The organism is Vibrio sp. C8 (assembly GCF_054051265.1).
Window position 1 is genome coordinate 105,071 of the sequence record NZ_JBPAOE010000011.1, and the last position, 12,924, is coordinate 117,994.

The following is a 12,924-nucleotide window of genomic DNA, read 5'->3' on the forward strand; positions in this document are numbered from 1 at the left end:
GACTGAATATTGCATCCTCTGGCTAAAGTGTTGTCATTTAGAGGCTTTTACGATCTTAGCTTTGTGAAAGCAGCAAACTCAATACTGCAAACCGAATTCTTCAATTTTAGTATTAACGAATAGTTTATAGGCCTATGAAGTTTACTCTGCCATTTGCGGACAAGTTACCTTCCATTCCACAGCGCAGCATGCCAGCGATTGGCGCTCCTATTATGGTGCTTGCGACTCTTGGTATGGTCGTTTTACCGATTCCTGCCTTTTTGTTGGACTTATTTTTTACCTTCAATATCGCGCTGTCGATGGTAGTGTTGTTAGTGACGGTTTATACCCGTCGACCTTTGGATTTCGCGGCATTCCCGACAGTACTGCTTATTGCGACCTTGCTTCGCTTAGCCTTGAACGTTGCTTCCACACGTGTGGTTTTGCTGAAAGGTCATGAAGGAGGCAACGCCGCAGGTAACGTTATCGAGGCATTTGGTAGTGTGGTAATTGGTGGCAACTACGCCGTTGGTCTGGTGGTGTTCCTTATCCTAATGATCATCAACTTTATGGTTGTAACCAAAGGTGCGGGGCGTATTTCTGAAGTTAGTGCTCGCTTTACCTTGGACGCTTTACCCGGTAAACAGATGGCGATTGACGCCGACTTAAACGCAGGCTTGATTGATCAAGAACAAGCGCGTACCCGCCGTTTTGAAGTAACCAAAGAAGCGGATTTCTATGGTTCGATGGACGGTGCTTCTAAGTTCGTTAAAGGGGATGCCATAGCTGGTATTCTAATCCTGTTTATTAACATCATCGGTGGTTTATCTATCGGTATGGCTCAATATGGTTTGGGCTTTAGCGAAGCAATTGAAATCTATACCTTATTAACAATCGGTGATGGCTTAGTCGCTCAGATCCCGTCGTTATTGCTTTCTATTGGCGCTGCAATCATGGTGACGCGTCAAAATACCGATGAAGATATGGGTGAGCAGGTTATCTTCCAACTGTTTGATAACCCGAAAGCGCTGATGATTACCGCAGGAATACTCGGTGTCATGGGTATTGTGCCTGGAATGCCGCATTTTGCTTTTTTACTACTGGCAACGATTGCAGGCGGTTCTGCGTACTGGATTCAACGTAAACAGAAAGCAGAAAAGGAAGAAACAACCAATCTCCCTGCTACATTGGATGGCGACGCCCCTTCACAGAAAGAGCTTTCTTGGGATGATGTTCAACCAGTAGATATCATTGGTTTAGAAGTGGGCTATCGTTTGATTCCTTTGGTCGACAGGGACCAAGGCGGAGAGTTACTTGAGCGTGTGAAAGGGGTTCGTAAGAAGCTATCCCAAGACTTTGGTTTCCTTATTCCTGCCGTGCATATTCGTGACAACTTAGAACTTACTCCGAATAGCTACCGTATTACCTTAATGGGTGTTGCTGCCGGTGAAGCGGAAATTCGCCCAGATCAAGAGCTCGCTATCAACCCGGGGCAAGTCTACGGAATGATTGAAGGTGAACGCACCTTTGACCCTGCTTTCGGCCTTGAAGCCGTTTGGATTCGTGAAGATCAACGGGAACATGCTCAGGCGTTGGGGTATACCGTTGTAGATTCGTCAACGGTACTCGCTACACATTTAAGCCAACTGCTAACTAACAACGCTTCCCAGTTACTTGGGCACGAAGAAGTACAGAACTTACTGGAAATGCTTGGACGTTCGACACCGAAGCTGGTGGAAGGGTTTGTGCCTGATCAGCTCTCTTTGGGTGTGGTGGTGAAAGTTCTACAGAACTTGTTAAACGAAGCCATACCTATTCGCGACATCCGAACGATAGTTCAAACACTTTCCGAATATGCCAGTAAGAGTCAAGAACCTGACATCCTTACAGCGGCTGTGCGTATATCATTGAAGCGCCTAATCGTTCAGGAAATCAATGGAATAGAGCCTGAGCTACCTGTGATTACATTAATACCTGAATTGGAACAAATATTGCATCAAACAATGCAAGCTTCAGGTGGTGAGTCTGCAGGTATTGAACCGGGACTTGCTGAAAGGTTGCAAATGGCATTAAGCCAAGCAACACAAGAACAAGAATTGAAAGGTGAGCCAGCGGTATTGCTCACTTCGGGTGTTCTCCGTTCGACATTGGCTAAGTTTGTGAAAAATACTATTCCTAACTTACGTGTCCTTTCGTACCAAGAGATACCTGATGAGAAACAAATTCGAATTGTGCAGGCGGTAGGTAATTAACTGTTGTTAGATAATTAGTTCGCCTCACGTTAAAGACGGATATCAGCTTTGAAAATAAAACGATTTTTTGCCAAAGATATGAAAACTGCGCTACTCCAAGTCAAAGAAGAGTTGGGCGTGGATGCGGTGATCATGTCGAATAAAAAAGTCGCTGGTGGTGTCGAAATCGTGGCGGCCGTGGATGGTGAGCCATCTGCGTCTCCAGCTGTATCACAGCCGAGAACTCAACAACCTTACAGCTCCCAGCCAAGATTGAGCAACACTCAGGTTTCTCAGTCTTTGACAAGACAACCTGCTCGACGTGAACTGGAAGATGACCGTGTCAGCTTGCAAGCAAGTGCTGCCGAAGGTCGTTCAATGACGCAACGTTTTGCGAATATGCTCAAGCAGTACAGCAATGGCGCGATGCCCGAGCAAGATACACGCCGTGCAGACAACGAAGATTCTCTATCTGCTTTGCTACAACGCCAAAGAGAAAACAGCCATTCAACTCAATCAAGCGCACCTCAATCGAAAGTGAGTCGTTGGGCTGAGGAAGAAGAGACGAATCGCGAACCGCGTAAACTGCGTTTAGATCCATCTCGCTTTGAGCGTAATCATCCTGAAGAAGCGAAAGTTTCTGCACAAGATTTAGAAAATATGCGTGAAGAGATGACGTCAATCCGTCGTCTTTTAGAACATCAAGTATCCGGCTTGATGTGGCAAGAAGTTGAACGTCGTGAACCACTGCGAGCAATGCTGATTAAACGCCTTGAACGTATGGGAGTATCACTTGATTTAGCTGACCAATTGGCTTGCTACATTCCGGAAGATACACCTCCACCCAAAGCTTGGAAAGCCTTGTTAGGCTTAGTCTCTGACCAGATACCAGTGGTGAAGCAAGACATCTTAAAGCGTGGTGGCGTAGTCGCTCTTTTAGGTCCGACAGGGGTGGGTAAAACGACCACTGTGGCTAAGCTTGCAGCTCGTGCAGCAATGGAGTTTGGCTCCGACAATGTTGCATTGGTAACGACAGATACTTACCGAATCGGCGCACATGAACAACTGTCGATTTACGGAAGAATTATGGGTTGTCCTGTAAGAGTTGCTAAAGATTCCAAAGAGTTAGCCGAAGTAATATATCAGTTGAGAAATCGCCGACTCGTTTTGGTCGATACTGCTGGTATGGGACAACGTGATGTTCGCTTATCCGAACAGCTAGATACCTTGATGCAAGAGAGTGGGGAAGTGATTCACAGCTACCTTGTTCTGCCTGCAACAGCGCAGAGAAAGGTACTGCAGGAAACCATCGAACACTTTAGAAGAATTCCTCTTTCAGGTTGCATCATGACTAAGCTCGATGAATGTTTGAGCTTAGGTGAGTTTGTCAGTGTGGTAGTTCAAAACTCACTACCTGTCGCATATATCGCGAATGGACAACGTGTACCAGAAGACATTGTGCTTGCTCAGCCTAAATACATGGTGGCAAAGGCAAACGAATTACTAGAGAAGTCGACAGAAAATGAACCTCACTATTGGAATAGTGATTCAGAGAGATTCTAGGCGGCGTACAGATATGACGAATAAAATGATATATGACCAAGCAAGCGGCTTACGTCGCTTATCTCAGCCATCGTTAACCAAAGTCATCACCGTGACAGGTGGTAAAGGTGGTGTGGGCAAATCAAACGTAACCTTAGGCATGGCTATTTGTATGGCTCGCGAAGGTAAAAAAGTCATGGTTCTGGATGCGGACCTCGGCCTAGCCAATATCGACGTTATGCTCGGTATTCGTCCTAAGCGTAACCTAGGGCACGTGCTTGCTGGCGAGTGTGAGCTAAAAGATGCTATAACTGAAGGACCGCACGGAATTCAGATTATTCCTGCGACTTCGGGTACGCAGTCGATGACAGAACTGTCACATGCGCAACATGTAGGCTTAATTCGAGCGTTTGGTACGCTGGAAGATGAGATGGACGTGCTTTTAGTCGATACAGCAGCCGGTATTTCTGATATGGTTGTCAGCTTTGCTCGAGCAGCACAAGATGTTGTGGTTGTTGTGTGTGATGAACCAACTTCAATCACAGATGCATATGCGTTGATCAAACTTTTAAGCAGAGAACACCAAGTTCGACGATTTAAGATTGTTGCAAACATGGTGAGAAGTTATCGTGAAGGTCGGGAATTATTTGCTAAATTGACATTAGTCACAGAACGCTTCTTGAATGTCAGCCTTGAACTCGTAGCATGTATTCCTCTGGACGATAATGTTCGTCAGGCAGTGAAAAGACAACGCAACGTGGTTGATGCATTCCCGCGTTCTCCAGCCTCTTTAGCGATTAGCTCATTGGCGAATAAAGCAACTACGTGGCCAATACCGAAAACACCAAGTGGTCATTTAGAATTTTTTGTTGAGCGGCTACTTAATCGATCAGAAACAGTAGAGGAACCATTTGGTGAATAAAGCGCTTACCTACAATCAATATGGAGCTTTGAACAGCCAGCAGCTGTTTATCGAGCAATATTCTGTATTGGTTAAGCGTATTGCACATCACTTGATTGGACGCCTACCGCCCAACGTTTTGATTGACGACTTAATCCAAGCCGGGATGATTGGTCTGCTTGAAGCTCAAAAGAATTACGATGGGAGTAAAGGCGCTAGCTTTGAAACCTATGCAGGAATTCGAATTCGTGGAGCTATGCTCGATGATATTCGACGCGGTGACTGGGTACCGCGCTCGGTGCACAGACATAACCGAGAAATTAGCCAGGCGATCTCTGAATTAGAAGGAATACTAAATCGAGATCCCAGCGATGCCGAAGTCGCAAAGCACTTAAATATGCCGCTTGACCAGTATCATACGGTATTAAGCGATATTAATTGCTCGCGAATTGTCGGAATTGAAGACTTGGGTGTTTCGGACGATGCTATTTCCCCACTGGATGATGACGAGGACAACTCGCCATTCCAAGGTGTTGCTGATGAATCGTTCCGTAAAGCATTGGTTGAGTCAATAAAATCACTTCCGGAGCGTGAAGCCTTAGTACTTTCGCTCTATTATGATGAAGAGTTAAACTTGAAAGAAATTGGTGAAGTCATTGGTGTGAGTGAGTCCCGAGTAAGCCAAATACTAAGCCAATCTATGCAACGTCTAAGAACAAAGTTAAGTTCTTGGACACAAAATGACTAAATATCACTGATTTCGAACTCAGTGGAGGCAATTTTGAATAAAAACATGAAGATCCTTATTGTTGATGACTTTTCAACAATGCGCCGTATTGTAAAGAATCTACTTCGTGATTTGGGCTTCAATAACACACAAGAAGCTGACGATGGTTTGACGGCATTGCCAATGCTCAAGAAGGGTGAGTTTGACTTTGTAGTCACAGACTGGAATATGCCTGGTATGCAAGGTATTGATCTGTTGAAGCATATTCGTTCAGATGATCAATTGAAGCATCTTCCTGTTTTGATGATTACAGCGGAAGCGAAACGCGAGCAGATTATCGAAGCCGCTCAAGCTGGCGTTAATGGTTATATTGTGAAGCCGTTTACAGCCGCTACCCTTAAAGAAAAATTAGAAAAAATATTCGAACGTCTATAAACACTTTTGCTAGGACGAAGGTGCTCTATTCATTACGCGTGTAAGGCTATATCAGAATGATTTCATTAGAACAAGCCAAAGAACTCGTTGAATTGCTAGAGAATGGATTGCAAGACGAAGCGAATCTATTTCTAAAGCGAGTCTTTGAATCTGAACGTAACCCGATGTTTAAAGAGATCGGGGAATTGACCCGAGATCTGCATGATTCACTAAAGCAGTTTCAAATTGATGATCGAATCACAGAAATAGCTAAAGATGAAATTCCCGATGCACGGACTCGGTTAACCTACGTAATAGAAAAAACGGAAGTTGCAGCAAACAAGACCATGGATGCTGTTGATCGTTGTATGCCTATTGCTGACAGTTTACATGAAACATTACTGCTCGTTCGCCCTCAGTGGAACGAACTTATGCGCGGTCAGATAGAACTCAGTGAATTCAAAGCATTATGTCATCGTGTTGATGGCCTATTGTCGCAAGTTGAAGGTGACAGCAGTGAGTTGCGTGGTCAGCTTACTGAAATACTGATGGCGCAAGACTTCCAAGATTTGACCGGTCAAATTATTCGCCGTGTGATCACTTTGGTTAACGAAGTAGAACAACGTTTGGTCGATATTTTGACGGCATTTGGTAAAGAACAATCAGAACAACAGAAACAAATAGTTAGCGAGAAAAAAGCATCTACTCAAGCTGAAGGACCAATTTTAAATCCTCATCAGAGAGAAGATGCAGTCGCATCTCAAGACGAAGTAGACGATTTATTGTCGAGTCTTGGTTTTTAGGGGTAACGTATGAGCTACGATTTAGACGAAGACATTCTTCAAGACTTTTTGGTTGAAGCAGGTGAAATCCTCGAATTGCTTTCTGAGCAATTAGTCGAGTTAGAAAATGACCCTGAGAACAAAGATTTGTTAAACGCAATCTTCCGCGGCTTCCACACTGTAAAGGGTGGTGCAGGCTTTTTGTCTCTAACAGAGTTGGTAGAAACCTGCCACGGCGCGGAAAACGTGTTTGACATTTTACGTAATGGTCAACGCAGTGTTACCCCAAGCCTTATGGATACTATGCTTCGTTCACTCGATACAGTGAATGAACAGTTCCGTGCGGTTCAAGATGGTGAAGCATTAACACCTGCAGATCCCGCACTTCTTGATGAGCTTCATAACTTATGCAAGCCAGAATCTGAAGATGCTCCAGCAGCAGAAGTTGTCGTTGAAGACGTTGTTGTTGAAGAACCCTCGGTCGAAACTCCGGTTCAAAGTCAGCCAGAAGAAACGAAATTGTCGGCTGATTCTATCGACGAAATAACTCAAGACGAATTTGAAAAATTACTGGATGAGTTGCATGGTAAGGGCAAAAGCCCGGCAGCCGTAGCGGCTAAACCTGAAGCGGCTCCTGTGCAGCCAAGTACGGCGACTAACTCGGATTTAAGCGGTGATATCACCGATGATGAGTTTGAAAAGTTGCTTGATGAACTTCACGGTAAGGGTAAGAGCCCAACCGCCAGCGGTGTGCCACAAAAGCCGGCTGAACCTGTTGCTCCAAGTAAACCTACGCAATCAGTCGCTCCAAGCGCAACAGGCGCTGACGGCGACTTAATGACCGATGAAGAGTTCGAAAAACTTCTTGATGAACTACACGGTTCAGGTAAAGGCCCGTCAATTGAAGAGTTGGATATGGCAACGCGCCCAGCCGCAGCCATTACTCAACCGGCAGCGGCTGAGGCAAAAGCTGCTGCTCCAGCTCCAAAAGCGGTTGCGCCTAAAGTTGCAGCGGCAGAAAAACCAGCAGTACCAGCGGTGAAACAGCCTGAAGAAAAGCGCGAAGTTGCCGCAGCTAAGAAACCTCAGAACCAAGCAGAAGCAACTGTTCGTGTAGATACTTCGACTCTCGATGTGATTATGAACATGGTGGGTGAGTTAGTATTGGTTCGTAACCGTCTGTTAAGTCTTGGTCTAAATAGTAACGACGAAGAAATGTCTAAAGCGGTTGCAAATCTCGATGTTGTCACTGCTGATCTGCAAGGCGCAGTGATGAAAACGCGCATGCAGCCGATCAAGAAAGTTTTTGGCCGTTTCCCACGAGTGGTTCGAGACTTAGCGCGCAGCCTGAATAAAGACATTGTGCTTGAAATGCGTGGTGAAGAGACTGACCTCGACAAAAACTTGGTTGAAGCCTTAGCGGATCCTTTGATTCACTTGGTTCGTAACTCGGTTGACCATGGTATTGAAATGCCGGATGAGCGTGCAAATACTGGTAAGTCTCGTACTGGTAAAGTGATTCTTTCAGCTTCACAAGAAGGCGACCATATTGAACTTGCTATCGTTGATGATGGTGCAGGTATGGACCCGCAAAAACTACGTTCTATCGCGGTTAAGCGTGGAATGATGGATGAAGATGCAGCCTCTCGCCTGACTGATAAAGAGTGCTTTAACCTTATATTCATGCCTGGCTTCTCCAGTAAAGAGAAAATCTCTGATATTTCAGGTCGTGGCGTAGGGATGGACGTTGTAAAAACGGCTATTAATACCCTAAACGGTTCAATCGATATCGACTCTGAACTGGGTAAAGGCACTAAGATTACGATTAAAGTACCGCTTACTCTCGCAATTTTACCAACTCTTATGGTTGGTGTTGCCGGACATCCATTTGCACTACCATTGGCTAGCGTGAACGAAATCTTCCACTTAGATTTGGGTAGAACTAACGTTGTCGATGGACAGTTAACCATCATTGTTCGTGATAAGTCGATTCCGCTTTTCTATCTGCAAAACTGGCTAGCACCGCAAGCGGGTAAGGTACAAGCTCGTAAAGGACATGGACATGTGGTTATAGTTCAACTAGGCAGCCAGCGTGTTGGTTTCGTCGTTGATACTTTAATTGGTCAAGAAGAAGTGGTTATCAAACCACTAGATAAATTACTGCAAGGTACTCCGGGTATGGCTGGTGCGACAATTACCAGTGACGGGCACATTGCTTTGATTCTTGATGTTCCAGATCTGCTTAAACGTTATGCAGCTGCTTCTCGAGTTTAAGTAAGAGTATAAATTTAAGGAAAACTATGGCGATTAAAGTATTAGTTGTAGATGACTCAAGTTTTTTCCGACGCAGAGTAAGCGAGATCATAAACGCTGAATCACGCCTTGAAGTCATCGATGTCGCAACTAACGGTAAAGAAGCGGTTGAAAAAGCCGAACGTCTAAAGCCAGATGTGATTACCATGGATATTGAGATGCCAGTGATGGACGGTATTACTGCCGTTCGTCAAATCATGGCATCAAATCCGACACCGATTTTGATGTTTTCTTCGTTAACACAAGAAGGCGCTAAAGCAACATTAGATGCATTAGACGCGGGCGCTTTAGATTTCTTACCGAAGAAGTTTGAAGACATTGCGCGAAATCGTGATGAAGCGGTGAGTTTACTCCAACAGCGAGTGATTCAGATAGCAGCGAAAAAGAGTTTTATGCGCCGCCCACTTGGTGGTACAACGCGCGCAACAACAGCTTCTACTTCGACACCTACAACCAGTCCATTTGGACGTGCACAAGCGAACACAACTGCGTCGGCTGCACCCATAGCAAGACCGTCGTCTCCGATGGCTCGCTTCAAAGCCTCTGGTAAAAGTTATCAGCTCACTGCTATTGGTACCTCTACTGGTGGTCCGGTGGCGCTACAAAAAATTCTGACTAAACTGCCAGCCAATTATCCTCATCCGATTGTTCTGGTTCAGCATATGCCTGCTACGTTTACCGCGGCGTTTGCTAGCCGATTGAATTCACTATGCAAAATTGAAGTTAAAGAAGCGGAAGACGGCGATCCACTACGCCCAGGTGTTGCTTATTTAGCTCCGGGTGGTAAGCAAATGATGTTGGAAGGCCGTCCGGGTGCCGCGAAAATTCGTATTCTGGATGGTGGGGAACGCATGAACTATAAGCCATGCGTGGATGTTACTTTTGGTTCAGCGGCAAAAGTTTATAACGACAAAGTGCTGTCAATGATTTTGACCGGTATGGGTGCTGATGGGCGCGAAGGTTCCCGAATGCTGAAATCTGCGGGTTCGACCATTTGGGCACAAGATGAAGCAAGTTGCGTGGTGTATGGTATGCCGCAAGCTGTCGCGAAATCAGGTATTTCATCTGAAGATCTACCACTAGACCGCATTGCTGAAAGAATGCTGGTTGAAGTAGGTCTTGCATAAGGATATTTAATGATTGTTTGGAGCGTTGCAAACCAAAAAGGTGGCGTAGGTAAAACCACAACAACGATTACGCTAGCCGGTTTGTTAAGTAAACAAGGAAAACGTGTCTTGCTGGTGGATACCGATCCGCACGCATCGTTAACGACGTATCTGGGTTATGATTCAGATAACGTTCCAACCAGCTTGTTCGATCTGTTTCAGTTAAAAGAATATAGCGAACAAAGTGTTAAACCTTTGATATTGAAAACCGATGTTGAAGGTATTGACCTTATTCCTGCGCATATGTCACTGGCGACGTTAGACCGTGTTATGGGTAATCGTAGCGGGATGGGGTTAATCCTTAAGCGCGCCTTAATGGCTTTGCGTCAACGTTACGATTACGTACTGATTGATTGCCCGCCAATTTTGGGAGTGATGATGGTTAACGCGCTGGCAGCAAGTGACCGAATACTTATCCCAGTACAGACGGAATTTCTAGCGATGAAAGGGCTAGAGCGCATGGTTCGAACATTGGCAATTATGCAGAAGTCACGGAGTCGCGAATTTAAAGTGACGATCGTACCAACCATGTACGACAAACGTACTCGTGCTTCTTTGCAAACTTTGACCCAGCTTAAGAAAGACTACCCAGAACAGGTGTGGTCTTCAGCAGTACCGATTGATACAAAATTTAGAGATGCGAGTTTGAAGCGCTTACCTGCATCCCATTTCGCCGACGGTAGTCGCGGCGTATTTGCTTATAAACAGTTGCTATTGTATTTGGAGAGGCTTGCTATTAATGAGCAGTAGCCATTCACTATCAAGTGAACAAGCATTAGATGATTATTTTACAGCTCTTCTTGAAGAAGAGTTGATCGAAGAGCAGCCTGTTGAAAAAGAGCCGGAACTGGCTCCTATGGTTCAATCTGTTCCAGAAAAAAGTTATTTGGATGATTCTCTAGACGACTTACAAGAATTAGAGATGCCAAATCTGGAAGATGTTCAGCGTCTGTTAAGCCAGATGGAAGCAAGTAATCCTGTGGCTGAACTCGATCTCGAACAGGTATTGGAACAGAACACGCTCGATATTCAGGTTGTGACACAGCCTGTTGTACAAGAGCCGAATATTCAAGAACCTATTGTTGAAGAGATTCAAGAATGGGATGTAGCAACCGACATCACAGAAGTTGAACTTGAAGCTAAAGTTGAAACACCTGAGGTCGAAGTAACAGAAAGCGAAGTTGCAGATATTCAACCTGAAATTGTGGTTGAAGAGCAGGTCGCTGTTGAACTACAAACTCAATCAGGCGCTGCGGATATCGGCCATTGGGAAACCCCGATCCGTGAGCAGAACTTTCAAGTTCTATACTTTGATGTCAATGGAGTGACATTTGCGGTTCCGTTAGATGAACTGGGTGGTATCCATCGTAAGGCTGAGCTTAATCATCTGATCGGTCGCCCCACTTGGTACTTAGGTTTACAAACCAACCGTGACTCTAAACTTGATGTTGTTGATACGGCAAAGTGGGTCATGGCGGAAAAGCTGCGTGATGACAGCTACAAAGAAGCGTACCAATATATCGTTATGTTAGGTGAGAGCATGTGGGGTCTGGCGTGTTCTCAACTGTTGGGAACAGAAACGCTAAGCAGTGAAAAAATTCGCTGGCGAGAACAGGTCGGTAAACGTCCGTGGCTTGCTGGTATGGTTAAAGAAAAAATGTGTGCTTTGATCCATGTTGAAGCATTGATAGCTATGCTTAATGCAGGGCTTGATGTAAAAGCATTAGATAAATAGCTCTGGATAAAATAATATTTTTGTCGGTAACGACTTAGAGAGGAAAAGGTATGTCTCAAGCTAACGAAGTCGAAGTTAGAAAAGAACACTCGAAGGATGAAGTACTTCAGTGGGTGACGTTCCAACTAGAAGAAGAAACCTATGGCATAAATGTAATGCAAGTGCGTGAGGTACTTCGTTACACTGAAATCGCCCCTGTACCGGGTGCACCTGACTATGTACTAGGTATTATTAATTTACGTGGTAACGTAGTGACGGTTATCGACACTCGTTCTCGCTTCGGTTTGATGCCGGGTGAAACCAGTGACAACACTCGTATCATAGTGATCGAATCTGAACGTCAAGTGATCGGTATCTTGGTGGATAGCGTGGCTGAGGTTGTATACCTACGCTCTTCTGAAATTGATACCACTCCAAGTGTTGGTACTGATGAAAGCTCTAAGTTCATCCAAGGCGTAAGCAACCGTGACGGTAAACTTCTGATCTTGGTTGACTTAAATAAACTGCTTTCTGACGAAGAATGGGACGAAATGGCTCATCTATAATGAATGAGTTGATGTCCTATGCATCTCCGTTTTTAGCGGGTGGTGTTGCACTGTTAGTGATGCTGATTGGTTTGGTGTGGGTAAGCCTACGCCGAGCCTTGATACGTCAGGGTGACTATTTCAGGCAGCAGCTTCGAAATGCTGATAAAGAACAGCAGAAAGTTAGCAAACAATTGCTAGAAGTTCGCTCAGTTGTTGTTGGCCTTGGAAAAACAGTCAACGATCAGCAAGATATTATCAAGCACCTAAACGATAGATTGAAAGAACTGGAAAACGCTGATACAGATGCACGTCTGTACAGTCGGGCAAGCAAAATGGTCAAACTCGGCGCAGATCTTGACGAACTGATCGAAGAGTGTGAATTACCGAAAGCTGAAGCTGAACTGATGATGTCTTTGCAGAAAAAACTGCAAGGTAAAGAGGCGATCCCGCCATTAGCGAGTCATCCCGAAGGCAAAGCACGTGCGGTGCAGAGTAGACCACCTGTACGAAAACAATCTCGTTAGAAACATCCATTAAGCCTTAAAGGAAGCCATTCGCTTCCTTTTTTGTTTTACGTGATATTCATTTGTAACTACAAAGTGGTAAA

General features: G+C 44.9%; 12 protein-coding genes and 1 pseudogene. All 13 read left to right on the forward strand.

Features of this window, described 5'->3' with window-relative positions; genetic code table 11:
- The first annotated feature begins 134 nt into the window (after positions 1–134).
- The 13 genes and pseudogenes from flhA to ACRQQK_RS06570 all read left to right on the forward strand — a co-directional run bounded on the left by flhA (position 135) and on the right by ACRQQK_RS06570 (position 12,841).
- Positions 135–2,231 (forward strand): flagellar biosynthesis protein FlhA, encoded by a 2,097-nt coding sequence (flhA, locus tag ACRQQK_RS06510; protein ID WP_457510517.1) that lies wholly within the window; start codon positions 135–137, stop codon positions 2,229–2,231.
- Between the two features lie 48 nt (positions 2,232–2,279).
- Positions 2,280–2,711, forward strand: a pseudogene (locus ACRQQK_RS06515) (flagellar biosynthesis protein FlhF); the annotation flags it as partial.
- A 36-nt stretch (positions 2,712–2,747) separates the two neighbouring features.
- Entirely contained in the window at positions 2,748–3,773 is a 1,026-nt protein-coding gene (flhF, locus tag ACRQQK_RS06520; RefSeq protein ID WP_457511095.1) for a flagellar biosynthesis protein FlhF, read from the forward strand.
- A gap of 13 nt (positions 3,774–3,786) precedes the next feature.
- On the forward strand, positions 3,787–4,674 hold the full coding sequence (locus tag ACRQQK_RS06525) for a MinD/ParA family protein (RefSeq protein ID WP_042483851.1): 888 nt from the start codon (positions 3,787–3,789) through the stop codon (positions 4,672–4,674).
- Positions 4,667–5,401, forward strand: a complete 735-nt coding sequence (locus ACRQQK_RS06530) for an RNA polymerase sigma factor FliA (RefSeq protein WP_042483847.1) — start codon at positions 4,667–4,669, stop codon at positions 5,399–5,401. The genes ACRQQK_RS06525 and ACRQQK_RS06530 overlap by 8 nt, the downstream gene beginning before the upstream one ends.
- A 45-nt stretch (positions 5,402–5,446) precedes the next feature.
- A complete protein-coding gene (gene cheY / locus ACRQQK_RS06535; protein ID WP_042483844.1) occupies positions 5,447–5,815 on the forward strand; it encodes a chemotaxis response regulator CheY in 369 nt (122 codons plus the stop codon).
- 56 nt (positions 5,816–5,871) lie between these two features.
- Positions 5,872–6,597, forward strand: a complete 726-nt coding sequence (locus ACRQQK_RS06540) for a protein phosphatase CheZ (RefSeq protein WP_457510518.1) — start codon at positions 5,872–5,874, stop codon at positions 6,595–6,597.
- A 9-nt stretch (positions 6,598–6,606) separates the two neighbouring features.
- A complete protein-coding gene (locus tag ACRQQK_RS06545) occupies positions 6,607–8,850 on the forward strand; it encodes a chemotaxis protein CheA (protein WP_457510519.1) in 2,244 nt (747 codons plus the stop codon).
- 26 nt (positions 8,851–8,876) lie between these two features.
- A complete protein-coding gene (locus tag ACRQQK_RS06550) occupies positions 8,877–10,016 on the forward strand; it encodes a protein-glutamate methylesterase/protein-glutamine glutaminase (protein ID WP_457510520.1) in 1,140 nt (379 codons plus the stop codon).
- 9 nt (positions 10,017–10,025) lie between these two features.
- Positions 10,026–10,805, forward strand: a complete 780-nt coding sequence (locus ACRQQK_RS06555; RefSeq protein ID WP_457510521.1) for a ParA family protein — start codon at positions 10,026–10,028, stop codon at positions 10,803–10,805.
- Entirely contained in the window at positions 10,795–11,790 is a 996-nt protein-coding gene (locus ACRQQK_RS06560; protein ID WP_457510522.1) for a chemotaxis protein CheW, read from the forward strand. The genes ACRQQK_RS06555 and ACRQQK_RS06560 overlap by 11 nt, the downstream gene beginning before the upstream one ends.
- Before the next feature lie 50 nt (positions 11,791–11,840).
- Positions 11,841–12,335 (forward strand): chemotaxis protein CheW, encoded by a 495-nt coding sequence (locus tag ACRQQK_RS06565; protein WP_042483825.1) that lies wholly within the window; start codon positions 11,841–11,843, stop codon positions 12,333–12,335.
- A complete protein-coding gene (locus ACRQQK_RS06570; protein ID WP_457510523.1) occupies positions 12,335–12,841 on the forward strand; it encodes a DUF2802 domain-containing protein in 507 nt (168 codons plus the stop codon). Before ACRQQK_RS06565 ends, ACRQQK_RS06570 begins: the two co-directional genes overlap by 1 nt.
- The last annotated feature ends 83 nt before the right edge of the window (positions 12,842–12,924 follow it).